Annotated in this window: 20 protein-coding genes; 10 read left to right on the top strand and 10 right to left on the bottom strand. The window is 73.3% G+C overall.

Annotation, left to right across the window (positions count from 1 at the left end):
- The first annotated feature begins 1 nt into the window (after position 1).
- The 4 genes from CFP65_RS14365 (at position 2) to CFP65_RS14350 (ending at position 4212) form a co-directional block, all read left to right on the top strand.
- Entirely contained in the window at positions 2-1156 is a 1155-nt protein-coding gene (locus tag CFP65_RS14365) for an ABC transporter permease (protein ID WP_104816470.1), read from the top strand.
- A gap of 32 nt (positions 1157-1188) precedes the next feature.
- Positions 1189-2439, top strand: coding sequence for an ABC transporter permease (locus CFP65_RS14360; RefSeq protein ID WP_104820875.1), 1251 nt, complete (start codon positions 1189-1191; stop codon positions 2437-2439).
- A complete protein-coding gene (locus CFP65_RS14355; protein WP_104816469.1) occupies positions 2436-2831 on the top strand; it encodes a cytidine deaminase in 396 nt (131 codons plus the stop codon). The genes CFP65_RS14360 and CFP65_RS14355 overlap by 4 nt, the downstream gene beginning before the upstream one ends.
- A gap of 103 nt (positions 2832-2934) precedes the next feature.
- Positions 2935-4212 (top strand): thymidine phosphorylase, encoded by a 1278-nt coding sequence (locus tag CFP65_RS14350; protein ID WP_104816468.1) that lies wholly within the window; start codon positions 2935-2937, stop codon positions 4210-4212.
- Positions 4213-4219: 7 nt separating this feature from the next.
- Here the strand turns inward: CFP65_RS14350 and CFP65_RS14345 are convergent, their stop codons facing one another.
- Positions 4220-4945, bottom strand: coding sequence for a hypothetical protein (locus CFP65_RS14345; protein ID WP_104816467.1), 726 nt, complete (start codon positions 4943-4945; stop codon positions 4220-4222).
- Positions 4946-5095: 150 nt separating this feature from the next.
- On the opposite strand from CFP65_RS14345, the gene CFP65_RS14340 reads away from it, so the two are divergent.
- The gene (locus CFP65_RS14340) at positions 5096-5494 is read left to right on the top strand and encodes a PH domain-containing protein (protein WP_104816466.1); all 399 of its coding nucleotides are present in this window, start codon (positions 5096-5098) and stop codon (positions 5492-5494) included.
- Here the strand turns inward: CFP65_RS14340 and CFP65_RS14335 are convergent.
- Positions 5464-5820 carry a hypothetical protein gene (locus CFP65_RS14335; protein ID WP_104816465.1) on the bottom strand — a complete coding sequence of 119 codons (357 nt, stop codon included), beginning with the start codon at positions 5818-5820 and terminating at the stop codon, positions 5464-5466. The two genes, CFP65_RS14340 and CFP65_RS14335, sit on opposite strands and share 31 nt — an antisense overlap.
- Before the next feature lie 105 nt (positions 5821-5925).
- Here CFP65_RS14335 and CFP65_RS14330 point away from each other — a divergent pair, with 105 nt between their 5' ends.
- Both CFP65_RS14330 and CFP65_RS38915 read left to right on the top strand, forming a co-directional pair.
- Entirely contained in the window at positions 5926-6261 is a 336-nt protein-coding gene (locus CFP65_RS14330) for a metalloregulator ArsR/SmtB family transcription factor (protein ID WP_104816464.1), read from the top strand.
- On the top strand, positions 6245-6556 hold the full coding sequence (locus CFP65_RS38915) for a hypothetical protein (protein WP_158702169.1): 312 nt from the start codon (positions 6245-6247) through the stop codon (positions 6554-6556). The genes CFP65_RS14330 and CFP65_RS38915 overlap by 17 nt, the downstream gene beginning before the upstream one ends.
- Here CFP65_RS38915 and CFP65_RS14325 read toward each other — a convergent pair.
- Together CFP65_RS14325 and CFP65_RS14320 are read right to left on the bottom strand one after the other, a co-directional pair.
- Complete coding sequence (locus CFP65_RS14325) at positions 6486-8195, bottom strand: LCP family protein (protein ID WP_174805532.1); 1710 nt, start codon at positions 8193-8195, stop codon at positions 6486-6488. The two genes, CFP65_RS38915 and CFP65_RS14325, sit on opposite strands and share 71 nt — an antisense overlap.
- A 216-nt stretch (positions 8196-8411) precedes the next feature.
- Positions 8412-9737 (bottom strand): MFS transporter, encoded by a 1326-nt coding sequence (locus tag CFP65_RS14320; protein WP_104816463.1) that lies wholly within the window; start codon positions 9735-9737, stop codon positions 8412-8414.
- A gap of 63 nt (positions 9738-9800) precedes the next feature.
- On the opposite strand from CFP65_RS14320, the gene CFP65_RS14315 reads away from it, so the two are divergent.
- The 3 genes from CFP65_RS14315 to CFP65_RS14305 all read left to right on the top strand — a co-directional run bounded on the left by CFP65_RS14315 (position 9801) and on the right by CFP65_RS14305 (position 12863).
- On the top strand, positions 9801-10775 hold the full coding sequence (locus tag CFP65_RS14315; protein WP_104816462.1) for a LysR family transcriptional regulator: 975 nt from the start codon (positions 9801-9803) through the stop codon (positions 10773-10775).
- A 191-nt stretch (positions 10776-10966) separates the two neighbouring features.
- A complete protein-coding gene (locus CFP65_RS14310) occupies positions 10967-12106 on the top strand; it encodes an adenosine deaminase (protein ID WP_104816461.1) in 1140 nt (379 codons plus the stop codon).
- A gap of 208 nt (positions 12107-12314) precedes the next feature.
- The gene (locus tag CFP65_RS14305; protein ID WP_104816460.1) at positions 12315-12863 is read left to right on the top strand and encodes a hypothetical protein; all 549 of its coding nucleotides are present in this window, start codon (positions 12315-12317) and stop codon (positions 12861-12863) included.
- Positions 12864-13007: 144 nt separating this feature from the next.
- Here the strand turns inward: CFP65_RS14305 and CFP65_RS14300 are convergent, their stop codons facing one another.
- The 6 genes from CFP65_RS14300 to CFP65_RS14275 all read right to left on the bottom strand — a co-directional run bounded on the left by CFP65_RS14300 (position 13008) and on the right by CFP65_RS14275 (position 17907).
- Complete coding sequence (locus CFP65_RS14300) at positions 13008-13190, bottom strand: PspC domain-containing protein (RefSeq protein WP_104816459.1); 183 nt, start codon at positions 13188-13190, stop codon at positions 13008-13010.
- A gap of 223 nt (positions 13191-13413) precedes the next feature.
- Positions 13414-14187 carry a GNAT family N-acetyltransferase gene (locus CFP65_RS14295; RefSeq protein ID WP_104816458.1) on the bottom strand — a complete coding sequence of 258 codons (774 nt, stop codon included), beginning with the start codon at positions 14185-14187 and terminating at the stop codon, positions 13414-13416.
- A gap of 227 nt (positions 14188-14414) precedes the next feature.
- Positions 14415-15044 carry a VanZ family protein gene (locus tag CFP65_RS14290; protein WP_104816457.1) on the bottom strand — a complete coding sequence of 210 codons (630 nt, stop codon included), beginning with the start codon at positions 15042-15044 and terminating at the stop codon, positions 14415-14417.
- Between the two features lie 259 nt (positions 15045-15303).
- Positions 15304-15597: a hypothetical protein gene (locus CFP65_RS14285; protein ID WP_104816456.1), complete on the bottom strand. Its 294-nt coding sequence runs from the start codon at positions 15595-15597 to the stop codon at positions 15304-15306.
- Entirely contained in the window at positions 15597-17042 is a 1446-nt protein-coding gene (locus CFP65_RS14280; RefSeq protein ID WP_104820873.1) for a HAMP domain-containing sensor histidine kinase, read from the bottom strand. The genes CFP65_RS14285 and CFP65_RS14280 overlap by 1 nt, the downstream gene beginning before the upstream one ends.
- A 187-nt stretch (positions 17043-17229) precedes the next feature.
- Positions 17230-17907, bottom strand: coding sequence for a response regulator transcription factor (locus tag CFP65_RS14275; protein ID WP_174805531.1), 678 nt, complete (start codon positions 17905-17907; stop codon positions 17230-17232).
- Between the last annotated feature and the right edge of the window lie 168 nt (positions 17908-18075).

The raw sequence follows: 18075 nt of genomic DNA, 5'->3' as shown, positions 1-18075 counted from the left end.
CATGACCAGTCCTAGCAACCCCGCGAAGCGGCCGCTCTCCCAGCGGTTCGACCTCGAGCGGATCACCTTCGCGCTGGCCGCCCCGGTGCTGGCCATCCTGCTCTCGGTGGTCATCTGCTCGGTGCTGCTCGCCACCTCGGGCCGCGACCCGTTCCAGGCGTTCCAGATCATGTGGAACTACGGCACCGCCTCGGACGGCCAGGTGGCCACCCTGAACCGGGCCACCGTCTACTTCCTGGCCGGTACCGCCGCCGCCTTCGGCTTCCGGATGAACCTCTTCAACATCGGGGTCGACGGCCAGTACAAGCTCGGCGTGCTGTTCGCCGCGTACGTCGGCAGCCAGGTCGACCTGCCGTCCTTCCTGCAGATCCCGCTGCTGCTGATCGTCGCCATGATCACCGGTGCGATCTGGGCCTCGGTGGCCGGTCTGCTCAAGGTCTACCGGGGCGTCAGCGAGGTCATCTCGACCATCATGCTGAACGCCATCTCCACCGCCGTGGTCGGTCTGCTGCTCGTGCCGGGCATCTTCGCCCCGAAGGTCAGCACCACCAGCAACAGCGTGCAGACGGCGCCGATCTCGCAGTCCAGCCACTTCTTCGCCTTCGACACCGCCGGCGGCACCCTCTGGGGCTTCATCGTCGTCGCAGCCCTGGTCGGCATCGCCTTCCAGTTCGTGCTGACCCGCACCCGCTTCGGCTTCGACCTGCGCGCCACCGGCCGCTCCGAGACGGCCGCCACGGCCTCCGGCGTCAACGTCAAGCGCATGGTGCTGACCAGCATGGCCGTCTCCGGCGCCATCGCCGGTCTGATCGGCCTCCCGGAGCTCACCCAGAGCTCCTACTACTTCGGCCAGAACATCCAGCCGGGCCTGGGCTTCATCGGCATCTCGGTGGCGCTGCTCGGCCGCAACACCCCGCTCGGCGTCGCCTTCTCGGCGCTGCTCTTCGCCTTCCTCGACACCTCCGGCATCCAGCTGCCGCTGAAGGGCGACTTCCCGCAGGAGATCGTCCAGGTCATGGAAGGCACCATCGTCATCTGCGTCGTCGTCGCCTACGAGCTGGTGCGCCGCTACGCGCTCAAGCGCCAGCAGCAGAAGGTCGGCGCCGAACTCGCCGCGCAGGCCGCCTCGGCCGCCAAGAAGGAGGTCTCGGCGTGAGCGCCAACTTCACCGTCGAGTACCGGAAGAAGCTGCTCAACCCGCTCGGCAAGGAGCCGGGCAAGCGCCGGGGCAAGCTCTCGCTCCCCGTCGTGCTCCTCCTGGTGGCCGCAGCCCTGCTGCTCTTCTCCGCCGTCGGGATAGTGACCGGCAACCACGGTCTGACCTCCTCCGGCCAGATCGCCGCCGCCCTCGGCTCGGCCGTGCCGATCGCGCTCGCCGGTCTCGGCGGTCTCTGGTCCGAGCGGGCCGGCGTGGTCAACATCGGCCTCGAAGGCATGATGGTGGCCGGCACCTTCTGCGGCGCCTGGGGCGGCTACCTGGTCAACCCCTGGTTCGGCCTGGTGGCCGGCGCCCTCGGCGGGGCGCTGGGCGGCCTGCTGCACGCGCTGGTCACGGTCACCTTCGGCGTCGACCACATCGTCTCCGGTGTCGGCATCAACCTGCTGATCCCCGGCATCTGCGCGTACGTCAACAAGATCTACTACAAGGACTACGTGGCCTTCGGCGCGGGCGCCAACCAGTCCCCGCCGGCCGACCCGCTGCCGCAGATCACCATCCCCGGCCTCTCCTCCTGGCTGGACACCATCGAGGGCCACCACTGGTTCCTGATCTCGGACGTGGCCGGCATCATCGGCGGCATGGTCACCAACCTCTCGGTGGTCACCGTGCTGGCCGCCGTGCTGATCATCGGCTCGTACTTCGTGCTCTGGCGCACCGTCTTCGGCCTGCGCCTGCGCTCCTGCGGCGAGAACCCGACGGCCGCCGAGTCGCTGGGCGTCAACGTCTACAAGTACAAGTACCTCGCGGTCATCGCCTCGGGCGCCTTCGCGGGCCTCGCGGGTTCGTACCTCTCGCTGGTCGCCGCGCACTTCTACAAGGACGGCCAGACCCAGGGCCGGGGCTTCATCGGCCTCGCCGCGATGATCTTCGGCAACTGGCTGCCGGGCGGCCTGGCCGCCGGCGCGGGCCTGTTCGGCTTCACCGACAGCCTCCAGCTGCGCGACGCCGACTCGGTGCACGTGCTGCTGATCACCATCGCGATCGCGATGGCCCTGCTGGCCCTGTGGCAGCTCTACCGCCGCAAGTACACCGGCGCCGCGATCTCGATCGTGGTGGCCGGCGGCCTGGCCGCCTGGTACGCCCTCACCGACTCGGTGCAGCGCCCGCTGATCGTGGCCACCCCGTACGTGATCACCCTCGTGGTGCTCGCGCTGGCCTCGCAGCGGCTGCGGATGCCGAAGGCCGACGGGCAGATCTACCGCAAGGGGCAGGGCAAGTGACCACGGCCCCGGTGGTCGACTGGGAGGCGCTGCGGGTGGCGGCGCGCGGTGCGATGAAGCACGCGTACGCCCCCTACAGCAAGTTCCCGGTCGGCGCCGCCGCCCTGGTCGAGGACGGCAGGGTCGTCACCGGCTGCAACGTGGAGAACGCCTCGTACGGGCTCGGGCTCTGCGCCGAGTGCGGGCTGGTCTCGGCGCTGCAGATGTCCGGCGGCGGCCGGCTGGTCGCGTTCACCTGCGTGGACGGGGCCGGGGAGCTGCTGATGCCCTGTGGGCGCTGCCGCCAGCTGCTGTACGAGCACGGCGGGCCCGAGCTGCTGGTCGAGCTGGCCTCGGGGGTGAAGCGGATGGCCGAGGTGCTGCCCGACGCGTTCGGGCCGGAGCGCCTGTAGTTGCCCGAGTGGCTCTAGTCTTCAACTCTGTTACGCGCGTAGAGTGTCGTGAGATCAGTACATCTCGCGGCACTCTTCGCATTTCACCCCTCTGGAGCACGACATGGACGCCATCTCCGTCATCCGCACCAAGCGCGACCGGGGCGAGCTGACCGACGCTCAGATCGACTGGGTGATCGACGCCTACACCCGGGGCGAGGTCGCGGACGAGCAGATGTCCGCCCTGGCCATGGCCATCCTGCTGAACGGCATGAACCTGCGGGAGATCAGCCGCTGGACCGAGGCGATGATCCGCTCCGGCGTCCGGATGGACTTCTCCGCGCTCGGCGTGCCGACCTCCGACAAGCACTCCACCGGCGGCGTCGGCGACAAGATCACCCTGCCGCTCGCCCCGCTGGTCGCCGCCTGCGGCGCCGCCGTGCCGCAGCTCTCCGGCCGGGGCCTCGGCCACACCGGCGGCACCCTGGACAAGCTGGAGTCCATCCCCGGCTGGCGGGCGCTGCTCTCCAACGAGGAGATGATGTCGGTGCTGCACGGCACCGGCGCCGTGATCTGCGCGGCGGGCGACGGCTTGGCCCCCGCCGACAAGAAGCTCTACGCCCTGCGCGACGTCACCGGCACGGTGGAGGCGATCCCGCTGATCGCCTCCTCGATCATGTCCAAGAAGATCGCCGAGGGCACCGGCGCGCTCGTCCTCGACGTGAAGGTCGGCTCCGGCGCCTTCATGAAGAACCTCGGCGACGCCCAGGAGCTGGCCCGCACCATGGTCGGCCTGGGCAAGGCCGCCGGGGTCAACACCGTCGCCCTGCTCACCGACATGTCGACCCCGCTGGGCCTGACGGCCGGTAACGCCCTGGAGGTCCGCGAGTCGGTCGAGGTGCTGGCCGGTGGCGGCCCCGCCGACGTGGTCGAGCTGACCCTCGCACTGGCCCGCGAGATGCTCACCGCCGCCGGGGTGCACGGCAAGGACCCGGCCGACGCGCTGCGCGACGGCTCCGCGATGGACCACTGGCGCCGGATGATCTCCGCCCAGGGCGGCGACGTGGACGCCCCGCTGCCGGTCGCCCGCGAGCAGCACGTGATCACCGCCCCCGCCTCCGGCGTGCTCACCTCGCTGGACGCCTACGGCGTCGGCGTCTGCGCCTGGCGCCTGGGCGCCGGCCGCGCCCGCAAGGAGGACCCGGTGCAGGCCGGCGCCGGCGTCGAGCTGCACGCCAAGCCCGGCGACACCGTCGTCGCGGGCCAGCCCCTGCTGACCCTGCACACCGACACCCCCGAGCGCTACGACTACGCGATCGAGGCCCTCTCCGGCGCCTACACCGTCGCCCCCGAGGGCACCGCCTTCACCCCGACCCCGCTGGTGCTCGACCGCATCGCCTGACCCCCGGTCAGACCGCGTCCGGCCCGAGCACCGCACGGGCCGGACGCGCCGACCGGTACACGGAGTACAGCAGTACCGCGTACAGCACCGAGGACAGCGTGCCGAGCAGGTACGACTCGGCCTCGAAGACGAAGACCCCGGAGGCGGCCTGCGAATTCGGGCGGAGGGCCTGGATCGCCAGCCGGCCCTGCACGAAGAGCGCCACCTGCTGGGAGACGACCAGGGCCACCAGCTGCAGGGCGGTGCGCCAGTTGCCGCAGGCCAGGCGCCAGGCCCGGGTCGGGCCACGGCCTTCCAGCACGGTGGTCATCGGCAGCAGCGCGGAGACCACCAGGAGCACGATCCCGGCCAGCCTGAAGAGCGTCATCCCGGGGGAGAAGACCAGCTCGGCGTAGGTGTGGACATCGACCGCGAGCAGCAGCCGGAGCAGGTTCTCCACGTCCAGCACCAGCAGCCAGCACCAGAGCGGCCCGAGCCGCCCCGGATCGGCCCGCAGCACCGCCCCGAACCCCCGCGCCCCCGCCAACACGTTGAGCTTCGCGTGCCAGCACCAGGCGGTCAGCAGCAGGGTCGCCAGCAGGAGCACCACCCCCGCCGCCCCCACGGCCGGGCCGCCTGTCAGCACGGCCAGTGGCAGCTGCCCCCAGCCGACCACCATGGCGACCCCGCCGAACACCGCCTGCACCAGCAGCAGCCGCCACCAGACGGCCGCCGGCTGTCTCGTCCACCGCATGTTTCGCTCCCCCCGTCCGATCATGTCCGGAAGACCGTAACGCGGGCCCTGTCGGTGGCTCGATCCCGCCCCTAACATCGCGGGGTGGACGAGACACCCAGGCCGCAAGAGGTACGCATTGCGCTGTCGGCGCGCACGCGGCGCCGCACGATGATCCCGCTCGCCCTCGCCACTGCCGTGGTCTGCGGCGGCCCGGCGCTGCTCGCCTGGCAGGCGGGCGTGCTGGCCGCAGTGATCTGGCTGCCCGCCGTGCTCTACGGCATCACCATCATGTACGGCACCACCCGCCTCACCCCCGAGGGCCTCCACCTGCGCAGCCTCTTCCGCCGCAGCTTCGTCCCCTGGGCCCGCACCGGCATGGTCGAGGCCCAGGAACGCACCGCCAAGGCCTCCACCTACCAGGTGGCCGTGGTCCACATCGAGGGCCACCGCCGCCCCCGCTACCTCCCCGGCCTGCGCAGCGACGGCACCCCCGCCTTGGAGGCCGACTTCACCGCCGCCCTCCGCCGTATCCGCGACTACCAGCGTCGCGCCGTCCGGCAGTTGTGACTCAGTACCTCGTGGGGCAGCACGGTGGGCTCCTCGACCGGGAGCGTCGCCGTTGCGAAGACCACGAGGTCGGGGCGGCGCAGGCGGCCGAGGCCGGCGCTCTCCAGGCAGGCGCCGGTGCGGGCGGCGTGACCCGGGTGGGTGTTCGGCAGTTGGTCGTTCAGACAGTGCGCGAGCAGCCGGACGGTCTGCTCGTGGTCCTCGTCCGGTGCCAGTGCCAGAGTGATCAGGCCGTCGGCGATCTCGGGCGTTCCGAGCCCGGGGGCGGGCGGCAGTCGATCCGTGATGGCGAGCAGTCGGGCGTATGCGGCCGGATCTGTGGTCATGGCCGGAGCCCAGTGACAGCTGTGGGCCCGGTGGGCGGTTCAGGCAGGGGTTTCGGGTCCGTAGGCTGGGGGGCCCACAGCTATTTTCATCCGCAGGAGGCACAGGTGCACCGCAGTTCGGCCGGGGATCCCTCGCCGGGGGCGCTGGCCGAGGCGACGGCTGCCCTCGGGTTGCTGGCTGCTCCGGCCCGGCTGCACATCGTCTGGGCGCTGTCGCAGGGGGAGAGCGACGTGACCGGGCTGGCCGAGCGGGTGGGGGCGAGTCTGCCGATGGTCAGTCAGCACCTGGCGAAGCTGAAGCTGGGCGGGGTGGTGCGGGCCCGCCGCGAGGGGCGGCGGCAGGTGTACTTCGTCGACGACCCGGTGCTGGTCGCCGTCGTCCGGCTGATCCTGGGCCGGCCGGAAGAGGGCGTGGGCGACGGCCGTGTCCGTACCGGCTGAGGCAGCGGCCCGGCCGCTCCCCGAGGAGGCCGAACGGGCCGGGCTCCCGGCGGGCCCGGCCGCACCCCGGTCGGTGCGGCCGGCCAACCTCGGGCTCTGCGCCGTCGGCCTGCTGCTGCCGCTGAGCCCGGCGGGCGCGGCGCTCGGCTTCGCCGCCCCGCCGCCGGTGTTCTACCTGGGCCTGCTGCCAGTGCTGGCCGGGTACGCCCTGGTGCTGCGCCTGGTCAGGGGGCGGAGTCCGGGACGTCGGTGGCCTTCTCGTACGCCTGGCTGGGCGTCATCGACACCCCGTTGAGCTCCACCGTCTTGTAGGTGCTCACCTGGGCGCAGCCGTTGCCCTGGTCGGCGGTCTCGACGTGGGTGTCGGCGAGCGCCTGCTTGGTGTCCACGGCCGTGGGGGTGCTCGCCCCGCCGCCGGTGGCGCCGCCCGCGGCCCCGGTGAAGGTGGTCTCGCCGCCCCAGTCGGTGCCGATCACCAGGGTCAGGCGGCTGCCGCTGCCCTCGCGCAGGTGGGAGGCGGGCAGGCCGAGCGTGGCTGCGGTCTGCTCGGCCTCGGCCTTGAGGCCGGGGCCGTAGGTCAGCGTGCTGGTGTGCTCGGTGGTCGGCGGCTTGGCGCTGACCACGCTTGCGGTGTAGCCCTGGGCGGTGAGCCCCTGCGTCACGGTGCCGGCCCGGCCGGTGACCCCGCCGTCGTTCTCGACCCGGACGGGGGTCTTCGGTGCGGCCTGCCGGACGGGCGGCGCGCTCGGCGCCGGCTGCGGGGCGGCTGCGCCGGAGGGGGCGGCCGGTGCGTCGGAGGCGGCCGGGGCGGGCGCGCCGCCGGTCAGCGACTGGTCGTTGGCAAGGGCCGCGAACAGCTGGCCCGAGCTGGCGGCGGGCACCAGGCGGTCCTTGTTGCTCGGGTCCGCGGCCGTCTGCATGGTCATCAGGGAGATCCGGCTGGTCGGCACCTTGTCCAGGTCCGTGGCCAGCCCGGCCAGCTTGGCCACGCTGCCGAGGTCGTCGTCCACGGTCAGCGCCTTGGTCGCGGCGTCGCCCAGCGAGTACATGGCCACCGGGTTGGTGAGGGTGCCCGCGCTCTTCATGCTGCGCATCAGCGCGCCCAGGTAGAGGTGCTGGGCGTAGGTGCGGCTCAGGTCGCCGCCGTCGCCGAAGCCGTGCCGGGAGCGGACGAACATCAGGGCGGCCTCGCCCTTGAGGGTGTGCTGGCCGGCCTTCAGCTTGAGGTGCGAGTACGTGTCGTACACGTCGGCGTTGACGCAGACCTGCACGCCGCCCACCGCGTCGGACATCTTGACCACGCCGGAGAAGTCGATCATCGAGAAGTGGTCGATCGGGATGCCGGTGAGCTTGTGGATGGTCGCGACCTGGCAGGCCGGCCCGTAGTTCAGCGCGCTGTTGACCATGCCGAAGTAGCCGGCGGTCTTGGTCTTGGTCTTCTCGTCGGAGCAGGCCGGCACGTTGACCATGGTGTCGCGGGGGATGCTGAGCACCGTCGCGTTGGAGCGGTCGGCGGCGATGTGCACCACCATCTCCACATCGGCGTTGCCGTACCCCGTGGTGCCCACCGTGCCGCCGTTGCAGGCCCCGCCGAGCTGGCAGTCCTCGGCGTTGCTGCGCGCGTCGGTGCCTATCAGCAGGATGTTGATCGGGGTGCGGCCGAAGGCGTCCGGCTTCTCGGTGCCGCCCACGTTCTGGCCGCCGGACTTGAGCGAGACGCTGGTCAGGTTGCCGCTCAAGTGGTTGTAGAGCCAGGCGCCGGTGCCCGCGGTGACCAGCACCAGGCCCGAGGCCGTGAGGGCCGCGATCCGCAGCACCCGTTTCTTGCGGGTGGGCTTCTTCCGGCGGCTGGCCCGCCCGGCTGCCGCTCCGGGCGTCCGGGCCTCGGCCGTCGCGGTGGAGGCCCCGTTGGACCTGCTCCTGGGCTCGGTCATACTCGTACCTTCGAGGCTCGGGCCGGCGGACCGGCGCGGGGTGTCCAGCAGTGGGCGCCGAAGCGCTCCCCTCACCAGACGCGCCGAGGCACCCCTGGGGTTGCACAGTTGCGCAATGTAGCAACCGAACCCCTCGGCCACCACGGCGACCCACCGCTCAGGCGGCAGGTCGGCCCCGGTGCTTCGCCCTGCCCGCCGCCAGCCACACTCTGTCACTCACGCAAGTGTCCCAGGGTTCGGAGCCACTCGCCCCAGGCCGGTGCGGCGGGCCCGGACGGCCTGCCGGGTCGCGTACAGGGTGACGGCGGTCGCCAGCAGCATCGCGGCCAGGCCCACGCCGGCCGAGCCGGGCCAGCCGGTGGCGTGGTACGCGTCGGCGCCCAGGGTGCCACCGAGGCTGTTGCCCAGGTAGTAGGCGATCAGGTAGAGCGCGCTGGCCTGGGCGCGGCCGTGGGTCGCGGTGCGGCCGACGGCGGCCGAGGCGGTCGCGTGCCCGGCGAAGAAGCCGGCCGTGATCAGCACCAGGCCGAGCAGGGCGGCGGTCAGTGAACCCGCCAGCGAGACCAGCAGCCCGGCCGCGGTGACGCCGATCGCCACGTACAGCGTGCCCCGGCGGCCGAGCCGCGCGGTGAGCCGCCCGGCGCTCGCGGAGGAGGCGGTGCCGACCAGGTAGACCACGAAGATGGAGGCCGCCACCGACTCGGGCAGGTGGAAGGGTGCCGCGATCAGCCGGTAGCCGATGGTGTTGTAGACGGCGCCGAACACCGCCATGAAGAGCGCGCCGAGCGCGTACAGCCGCAGCAGCAGCGGGTTGCGCAGGTGGGCGGCGACGGTGCGGCCCAGCGCCCGGGCGTCCACCGGGGCCCGGGTGAAGTGCCGGGCGGCCGGGATCAGCAGCCGGAAGGCCAGGGCGGCGAGCAGCGCGAGCGCGGCCGAGGCGGCCAGCCCCCAGCGCCAGCCCCAGGCCGCCGCGACCCAGCCGGAGACCAGCCGGCCGCCCATGCCGCCGATGCTGTTGCCCGCGACGTACAGCCCCATCGCCGAGGCCAGCGCACTCGGGTGGATCTCCTCGGCCAGGTAGGCCATCGCGGTGGCCGGCAGCCCGGCCAGCGCCGCGCCCTGGAGCATCCGCAGCACCACCAGCGGCCCGAGCCCGCCGGCGAACGGCAGGGCCAGCGCCAGCGCGGAGGCGGCCAGCATCGAGGCCGTCATGACGGCCGTCCGCCCGTACCGGTCGGAGAGCGCACTGGCCGGCAGCAGCCCCAGTGCCAGCCCGAGGGTGGCCGCCGAGGCCGTCCAACTCGCCTGCCCCGGCGTCAGATCCAGACTCCCGGAGAGCACCGGCAGCAGCCCCTGGGTGGAGTACAGCAGCACGAAGGTGGCCACCCCGGCGGCGAACAGCGCGAGGTTGGCCCGCCGGAAGCCCCGGCTGCCCGGTCGGTGCCGCAGGTCCTTCTCGTCGTTCTCGACGGCGCTCGGGGTCGCGGTGGTGGCTGGGTCCGTGGTGGCTGGGTCCGTGGTCGTGGCTCTGGCAGGCGGCATGGATCGACCGTAGGACCGTGCCGCTTCATGCGTCCAATACATGGATCTCTCATAATCAATACCATGACGCATGAGAGCAGCTCGCCGCCCCCGCCCGTCCTGTCCGCGCCCGCTGCGGAGCTCGGCCCCGCCGGTGCGGCGGGCCTACTCGCCCCGCTGGTGGCCCAGTTCGCGGCGGTGGGGCGGTTGGAGCACGTGACGCAGGCGGCCCAGCTGCTCGGCATGCCGCAGCCCACCCTCTCCCGCGCGGTGGCCCGGCTCGAAGCCGAGCTCGGCGTCCGGCTGCTCGCCCGCGAGGGCCGTACCGTCCGGCTGACCAGGGCCGGCCGGCTGCTGCTCGGCAGCGCCGAGCGGGCGCTGGCCGAGCTGGAGCGCGGCGCCGAGGTCGCCCGAGCCGAGGCCGATCCGGCGGCCGGCCGGGTGGCCTTCGGCTTCCTCCACACCCTGGGGACGGACGCGGTGCCGGCGCTGCTGCGCGGCTTCCGCGCGGCGGGGCATCCCAAGGTGCGGTTCCAGCTCGTCCAGGACTACGTGGGGGCGATGCTGGAGCGTCTGCGCGCGGGCGAGCTCGACCTCTGCCTGGTCTCCCCGCTCCCGGACGACCCTGACCTGACGACACGTCAACTCGACGAACAAAGGCTCTACTTGAACGTACCAGTCGACCACCGGTTGGCCGGCCGCCGCCGGATCCGGCTCGCCGAGGTGGCGGAGGAGCCGTTCGTCGCGGTGGAGCGCGGGTACGGCCTGCGGGCCATCACCGACCAGTTCTGCGCCGAGGCCGGCTTCACCCCGCGGATCGCCTTCGAGGGCGAGGAGGCCGAGACCCTCCGCGGCCTGGTCGCCGCCGGCCTCGGGGTGGCCCTCCTCCCGCCCGCCCTCGCCCCCCGCCCCGGCGTCGTCGACCTCGAAGTCACCGCCCCCCGCACTCGCCGCACCATCGCCCTCACCTGGGTCACCGCCCGCCCCCTCACCCCACCGGCCGCCGCCTTCCGCGATTTCGTCCTGGCCCGCCGCGGCCGCCTGATCGACCACGACTAGCCAGGCGGCCACGCGGCGCCGACCCCTGGCCAGGCCGGTGACGGCACTCCCGGTCCACGCCGGCCACGGGATCCCGGGCTCTCGTCCGCCGGCTGCTCCTGACCTCGGGCGTTGGGCCGGGTGGGGGGTGTTCTGACGAAGGCGGGGGGATCCGCGTAGTAAATCTACGCGCGTAGGGCTATGCTCCGGCAATGGAGAAGCAGACTGCCACTGCGGGCACCACAGGCCCCCGCATTCCCACGCCCGACCAGATCGCCCGTGCGCCGAAGGTGCTGCTGCACGACCACCTGGACGGCGGGCTGCGCCCCGAGACCATCGTCGAGCTGGCTGCGGCCTGCGGGTACGAGGGGCTTCCGACCACGGATCCCAAGGAGCTCGGGATCTGGTTCCGCGAGGCGGCGGACTCCGGTTCGCTGGTGCGGTACCTGGAGACCTTCGCGCACACCTGCGCCGTGATGCAGACCCGCGACGCCCTGGTGAAGGTGGCCGCCGACTGCGCCGAGGACCTGGCCGCCGACGGCGTGGTCTACGCCGAGGTGCGGTACGCGCCGGAGCAGCACCTGGAGGCCGGCCTGAGCCTCGACCAGGTGGTCGAGGCCGTCAACGAGGGCTTCCGCCTCGGTGAGGCGAACGCCCGGGCCAAGGGTCACCGGATCCGGGTCGGCACCCTGCTGACCGCGATGCGGCACGCCGCCCGCTCGCAGGAGATCGCCGAGCTGGCCAACCGCTACCGCGACGCGGGCGTGGTCGGGTTCGACATCGCCGGTGCCGAGGCGGGCCACCCGCCGACCCGCCACCAGGGCGCCTTCGACTACCTCAAGGGCGAGAACAACCACTTCACCATCCACGCCGGCGAGGCGTTCGGGCTGCCCTCGATCTGGGAGGCGCTGCAGTGCTGCGGCGCCGACCGCCTCGGCCACGGCGTCCGGATCATCGACGACATCACCGTCAACGAGGACGGCAGCGTGGAGCTCGGCCGCCTCGCCGCGTACGTGCGCGACAAGCGCGTCCCGCTGGAGATGTGCCCGACCTCCAACCTCCAGACGGCGGCGGCGAGTTCGTACGCCGAGCACCCGATCGGGCTGCTCAGCCGGCTGAAGTTCCGAGTCACCGTCAACACCGACAACCGGCTGATGAGCGGCACCAGCATGAGCCAGGAGTTCGGCCACCTGGTGGACGCCTTCGGCTACACGCTCGGTGACATGGAGTGGTTCACCGTCAATGCGATGAAGTCGGCCTTCCTGCCCTTCGACGAGCGGCTGGCGATGATCAACGACGTGATCAAGCCGGGGTACGCCGAGCTCAAGGCGGAGTGGCTGTTCAGCGCCTGACCAGCGGCGGAGGCCCCCGGGGCGGGAGCGGTGAGTCAAGTGTGACGATCCGACAACTACCCCCCGGGGGTGAGTCCCCTTTGATCCGCGCGGTGGCTTGTCACTACGGTGTGCCAGTCAATGCTGACACGGTGTAGCGACGGGCTCTGCTCCGGCGCGTCCGTGCGTCGGCCACCGATCGGCCACCGACGAGGACTCGAGGACCAACATGAACAAGGCCACTCTGAAGGCTGCCGGTACTGCTGCACTGGGCGTCGCCATGGCGGCCGTGGCGGCCGGGTCCGCCGCTGCCGCGCCGGTCGCCCCCGGCGGGCTCGGGCTCCCCACCGGTGCGCTCTCGCACACGGACGCGATCACCGGTGCCGCCACGCACACCGCCTCCAGCCTCCCGGCGACGGCGCCCGTCACCCAGGCCGTGGGCGACCTCAACCCCGGTGTGGCCAACGCCCTGCACCCGGCCCCCTCCGCCGAGGCCGCTCCGGCCCCGCTCGCGGAGGCCGCCCCGGCCGCCGGCCAGGCTCCCGCCGCGGCTCCGGCCGCCGCCCCCGCCCAGGCCCCGCAGGCGGCCCCGGCCCAGGCGGCGCCCGCGATGGACGCCCCCACCATGGAGGCCCCCGGGATGGACGCCCCCGTCGGCCCGGCCGCCGCCAACCGCGCGCTGCCGATCCCGGGCGCCGACGGCCTCAGCCACGCCCCCGGCGTCTCCACCTTGACCGGCGCGCTTCCCGTCCCCGGCCTGCCCGGTCTCGGGGGCTGACCACCCCCGCAAGCGGCCGAAGGCCGGCCCGGATCGCTCCGGGCCGGCCTTCGGCTGTTCCACGCCCCGACCGAGGCCGGTGTGACCCTGACCGGGGCTGGTTTGCCCCGACCGGGGCTGGTGTGACCCCGGCTGGGGCCGGTGTCACGGTGCCTGCGGCAGCAGCAGCCAGAGCGCCAGGTAGATCAGGAACTGCGGGCCGGGCAGCAGGCAGGAAGCCAGCGCGATGATCCGGACCGTCCAGGGCGAGAGTCCGAAGCGGGCCGCGATCCCGGCGCAGACACCGGCGATCACGCGGTTGTGACGGGGGCGGACAAGGGCGCTCATGCTGCTCTCCTGAGGGAGTCTCGGCCCGGTCCGGCGTCTCCGGCGGGCATGACTCCATCCTGCTTCCCGCTTGGCCCCGAAACGTCAGCCCAGACGCCGATCCCGCCCCTGACCTGCTCCTGGGCGAGGCGTACCCCGCCCTCAGGGGTCTCTCAGGGGCGGTCCCTGAGAGGGGCCATCCCGGAGGCGGAGGGGCGGGCACGCGGATCGGCGGGCTGGGCCTTCAGGGCCCCTGTTGCGGGAGGCCCGGGGAGGCCGGCAGCAGGCTGAGCTGTTCGCCCAGCTCGCGGTAGCCGAGGGAGGTGGCGACCCGGCGGGAGGCGGGGACGCGGGCGCGCCACTGGGGGAGCAGGCCGGCCGTGAGGGCGTGGGCGGAGGCGGCGGAGCCGGTGGCCCGGGCCAGGCCGCGGTTGCGCCAGGCGGGGGCGGTGAGGATGCCGATGTGGGCGGCGTCGCCGGGCCAGCGGCGGTAGCCGGCGGCGGCGACCACCTGGCCCTCGGCGCGGACCGCGAAGACCGGGGAGGTGGACTCCCAGAGGCCCGCCTCGTTGGCGTCCTCTTGCCCTGACTCCAGCTCCAGGACGCGGAGTTCAGGACTCTCGGTGGGCAGTTCGACGAGGGCCAGCCCGGCGGGTATGGCGGCCGGACGGAAGTCCTCGGCGGCCAGGTAGGCGAGGGCGGCCGGGCCGAGGACGCGGGCGGGCCGCCGGTGCGGGGCAGCGGTCGGGGCGGTAAGGGTCGCGGTGGCGGACGCGGCGGTCGTGGCGGCCAGGGTCTCGCGCAGCAGGGCGGCGGCGGCCTCGTCCGGGGCCGCGACCAGCGCGGTGTCGCCCAGCCGGATCACCCCGGCCCAACCGGGCGGGCACCAGCCGGAATCCGGGTCGGTCACCACCGCCACCCCGCCGGCGGTGGCGGCGGTGGCGGCGAAGGAGACGGGGACGCGGGCGAGGGTCTCCCACAGCGTGTGGGCCTGGGCGAGGAGCGTGTCGGCGGCCATGGGCCTGATGCTGCCAGCCGGGGGCTGGAGCCGCTGGGGATTTTCGGTGGACCGGTGCGGCGGTGCGGCGGTGCGGTGGTGTGTTGGCGAGTCGGTGCGTAGGTGGCTGGGTGCCGCGGTGGCCGGGCCGGGCCGGGCCGGCGTACGAGGATCGGCAGGCGGGGATCGGCGGGCGGTGACCGGTCGGTGGACGGGGGCCGGCGGGGTGCCGGCGCCGGGTCAGACGGTCAGCGCGTGGGCTGGTCGGCCGGGGTCGGGAGCAGCGAGGTGCGGACGGTGGCCGCCGGGCGGTGGGTGGGGCGTGGGGCCGGGATCGGGATCGGCGCGGGGGTGGTGGCCCGGGGGAGTCGGGGGGCACGGGTGGTGTGACGGAGCAGGAGGGCGCGGGCCAGTGGGACGAGGGCGGCGTGGCAGAGGGCGACGCCGATGGTGCCGAGCATGATGTCGTCCACGTTCAGGACGTGGCCCGGGGTCTGGCCCTCCAGGATCTCCAGGGCGGTGGCGACCAGGGCCGCGCCGCCGACGGTGCGGAGGAAGGAGGGCAGCCAGGGGGTGCGCAGCCGGCCGCCGACCAGGGGCAGCAGCAGGCCGAGCGGAGTGAGCGGCAGCAGGCCGGCGGCCAGCTGCTGCAGACCGGCCAGGCCGCCGAGGCGCAGCGCCTGGCCGACGCTGGCGAACGGGGTGAGGTTGGCCGGGTAGGTCCAGCCGACGGCGACCGGCCGCAGGCTGAGCCAGGCGAGGAGGGCGAGGTGCGCCACCAGCAGCACCGCGCCGAGCCCGCGCAGCCGGGGGTGGGCCGCCGGTGCGGCGGTGTGGTCCTCGGTGGTGGCGCGGTCGCTCCGGCTGTCTCCCTGCACGAGAGGGGGGACGCACCCCCGCCGTCGGATGGTTCCGCTCCTCACCCGAAGGGTGTAGGGGGTGACGTGCGAGGGAGCGAGGCCGGCGATGAAGGGGATGTCCGGGGCGTGGAGTGACGGGTGGGGCTGGTGAGTGTTACGGGCAGCGCGAGGGGGACGCGGGGTGGGCTCGGCGGTGGCGGGGCTGGCCGGGCGTGTGGGTGACGGGCGGGGGCCGGCCGGGGCGTGGAGTGGCGGGCGGGGCGGGGCGCGGTGCGCGCTACGGGCAGTGCGAGGGGGATGGGGTGGGCCCGGCGGTGAAGGGGCTGTCCGGGGCGTGGGTGACGGACGGGCTCGGGTGCACCGGCTTGACCGGCGGGGCGGGGGAGGGCCGGGCCGGGGCCGGGGTGCGGGTGACCACGGCCTCGGGGACGTGCAGGGGGCTGGGGCAGGCGGTGCGGCTGGCCGGGGCGCCGGCGTCGACCGGGACGGCGGTCGGGCGGATGCCGCAGCCGGTCAGGGCGGCTGCGGCGAGCACGAGCCCCAGGGCGGTGCGGATGGTACGGGGGCGCATCAGACGTTCTCCTGCCCGGTGGTGCTGTCGGCGGAGCCGGTGGGGGCGGGCTGGGTGACGGGGATTGTGAGCGTGAACACCGCGCCGGTCTCCCCGTTGGCGGCGGTGATGGTGCCGCCGTGGATCTGGGCGTTGGCCATCGCGATGGAGAGACCGAGGCCGCTGCCCTCGGACCGGGCCCGGCCCTTGTCGGCCTTGTAGAAGCGGTCGAAGACGTGCGGCAGCACCTCCTCGGGGATGCCCGGGCCGCTGTCGGAGACCTCCACCACCACGGTCTCGCCGTCCTGCCGCACCTTCACCCGTACCGGCGACCCGCCGTGCTTGAGCGCGTTGCCGATCAGGTTGGCGAACACCACGTCCAGCCGGCGCGGGTCGACCACGGCCAACACCCCGCGCGGGGCGTCGAGTTCGACCGCGTCGTACCAGGCCCGGCCGTCGATGCAGGACATGATCAGGTCGGCGATGTCCACCTCGTCGGCGACCAGCTTGGCGGTGCCGGCGTCGAAGCGGGTCACCTCCATCAGGTTCTCGACCAGGTCCGAGAGCCGCCTGGTCTCGCTGACCACCAGCAGCACGGCCGGGGCGATCATCGGGTCCAGCGACTCGGCCTCGTCCTCCAGGATGTCGGTCACGGCCGTCATCGCGGTGAGCGGGGTGCGCAGCTCGTGCGACATGTCGGCGACGAACCGCCGGCTCTGCGCCTCGCGGGCGCTGAGCTCCTGCACCTGGGCCCCGAGCGACTCCGCCGCCTGGTTGAACGTCCGTGCCAGATCGGCGAGTTCGTCGGCGCCCTCGGCTTCGAGCCGGGTGTCCAGCTGGCCCTTGCCGAGCTTGGCGGCGGCCTCGCCGAGCTTGCGGACGGGCCGCAGCACGGTGGTCGAGGCGGCCTGCGCGAGCAGGGCCGAACCGATCAGCGCGAGCAGGGTGGCGGTGGCCAACGACCAGCCCAGGGTGTTGAGATCGGCCCGTTCGGTGTCCAGCGACTTGAACATGTACGCCGTCGGCCCGCTCGGCACCACCTTGGTGCCGCCGACCACGTACGGGTGCCCGTCCAGGTTCACCCGCTGCCAGTAGAGGTGGTAGGCGAAGGCGTTGTGCGAGTCCACCTCGCGGGGCTTGGTGACGGCGGTGCGCAGCGCCTCCGGCACCTGGGCCAGGGTGAACCGCTCCGGATCGGAGGAGGCCGTGCAGCCCGGCTGGGCCTCGTCCGTGACCACCACCTGGTAGTTGAGCCCCGAGGTGGCCACCGCCCCGGCCAGCGAGACCAGGTCGGGGCAGGCGGCGTGCAGCGGCACGTCCGAGACGCTCCGGGTGAGCGAGACCCGGAAGTCGTTCAACGCGCTGTTCTGGGCCCGCCGGAGCACCGCGTCCCGGTTCAGCCAGTAGGCGATGCCGGAGGCGGCGACGGCGGTGGCCAGGGCGACGACGGCGAAGACCGCGATCATCCGTACCCGCAGCGAGCGCAGGTGCCGCCAGCGCACCGAACGCGAGGGGCGGAGGGTCTGCGGGTTGGTCAACGTGCCATCACCATCGTCCAGTCGGGAAACGTCCGGTCGGGAAACGTCCGGTTGGGAAACGTCCGTCGGGAAACGTCCGGACGGGGAACATGCCGTAGTGGGGGAGGGCCGGCGGTCAGGCCGGCGGGTCGAGGCGGTAGCCGACTCCGCGCACGGTACGGATCAGCGTGGGCGCCGAGGGCACGTCCTCGACCTTGGCGCGCAGGCGCTGGACACAGGCGTCCACCAGGCGGGAGTCGCCCAGGTAGTCGTGCTCCCAGACCAGCCGGAGCAGCTGCTGCCGGGAGAGGGCCTGGCCGGGCCGGCGGCTGAGTTCGAGCAGCAGGCGCAGCTCGGTCGGGGTGAGCTGGAGGTCCTCGCCGCCCTTGGTGACCGTCATCGCGGAGCGGTCGATCACCACGTTGCCGTAGACCGAGGAGTCGGAGCTCTCCCGCTCGCCGCGCCGCAGCACGGCCCGGATCCGGGCGTCGAGCACCCGCGGCTGCACCGGCTTGACCACGTAGTCGTCGGCCCCGGACTCCAGGCCGACCACCACGTCGATGTCGTCCGAGCGGGCGGTGAGCAGGATGATCGGCAGCTGGTCGGTGCGGCGGATCCGGCGGCAGACCTCGAAGCCGTCGATTCCGGGCAGCATCACGTCCAGCACGATGAGGTCCGGCCGCTGCTCCTTGAAGAGCTTGAGGCCGTCCTCGCCGGAGGCTGCGGCGGCCACACGGTGGCCCTGGCGCGTGAGGGCGAGTTCGAGGCCGGTCCGGATGGCGTCGTCGTCCTCGATCAGAAGGAGGAAAGGCACGGGGTCATTCTGGCTCACCGGGCGCGGCTGTTCACCCACCAGGGTGGGACGGGAACCGATCCGTCCGCTCTCCGCGTCCACGCCGGTGTGACGGTGGTGCGGACGAAAGTCCCGGACGCTGTGACAGCCCTGTGACAGTCGGCGGACAGCGCCGAGACGGCGGGCGGG

It is taken from the genome of Kitasatospora sp. MMS16-BH015, from assembly GCF_002943525.1.
In the GTDB taxonomy this organism is placed as follows: Bacteria; Actinomycetota; Actinomycetes; order Streptomycetales; family Streptomycetaceae; genus Kitasatospora.
The sequence above is the reverse complement of the archived record's forward strand: the minus strand, read 5'-3'. Positions and strand labels throughout refer to the sequence as shown.

Bases quoted from the DNA above. Each gene is read 5' to 3' on its own strand.
- CFP65_RS14365 (WP_104816470.1), top strand. From the start codon at position 2: ATGACCAGTCCTAGCAACCCCGCGAAGCGGCCGCTCTCCCAGCGGTTC.
- CFP65_RS14335 (WP_104816465.1), bottom strand. From the start codon at position 5,820: ATGACCACAGATCCGGCCGCATACGCCCGACTGCTCGCCATCACGGAT.
- CFP65_RS14325 (WP_174805532.1), bottom strand. From the start codon at position 8,195: ATGACCGAGCCCAGGAGCAGGTCCAACGGGGCCTCCACCGCGACGGCC.
- CFP65_RS14305 (WP_104816460.1), top strand. From the start codon at position 12,315: ATGAACAAGGCCACTCTGAAGGCTGCCGGTACTGCTGCACTGGGCGTC.
- CFP65_RS14340 (WP_104816466.1), top strand. From the start codon at position 5,096: ATGATCCCGCTCGCCCTCGCCACTGCCGTGGTCTGCGGCGGCCCGGCG.
- CFP65_RS14295 (WP_104816458.1), bottom strand. From the start codon at position 14,187: ATGGCCGCCGACACGCTCCTCGCCCAGGCCCACACGCTGTGGGAGACC.
- CFP65_RS14280 (WP_104820873.1), bottom strand. From the start codon at position 17,042: ATGATCGCGGTCTTCGCCGTCGTCGCCCTGGCCACCGCCGTCGCCGCC.
- CFP65_RS14300 (WP_104816459.1), bottom strand. From the start codon at position 13,190: ATGAGCGCCCTTGTCCGCCCCCGTCACAACCGCGTGATCGCCGGTGTC.
- CFP65_RS14315 (WP_104816462.1), top strand. From the start codon at position 9,801: ATGACGCATGAGAGCAGCTCGCCGCCCCCGCCCGTCCTGTCCGCGCCC.
- CFP65_RS14285 (WP_104816456.1), bottom strand. From the start codon at position 15,597: ATGCGCCCCCGTACCATCCGCACCGCCCTGGGGCTCGTGCTCGCCGCA.
- CFP65_RS14345 (WP_104816467.1), bottom strand. From the start codon at position 4,945: ATGCGGTGGACGAGACAGCCGGCGGCCGTCTGGTGGCGGCTGCTGCTG.
- CFP65_RS14350 (WP_104816468.1), top strand. From the start codon at position 2,935: ATGGACGCCATCTCCGTCATCCGCACCAAGCGCGACCGGGGCGAGCTG.
- CFP65_RS14310 (WP_104816461.1), top strand. From the start codon at position 10,967: ATGGAGAAGCAGACTGCCACTGCGGGCACCACAGGCCCCCGCATTCCC.
- CFP65_RS14320 (WP_104816463.1), bottom strand. From the start codon at position 9,737: ATGCCGCCTGCCAGAGCCACGACCACGGACCCAGCCACCACGGACCCA.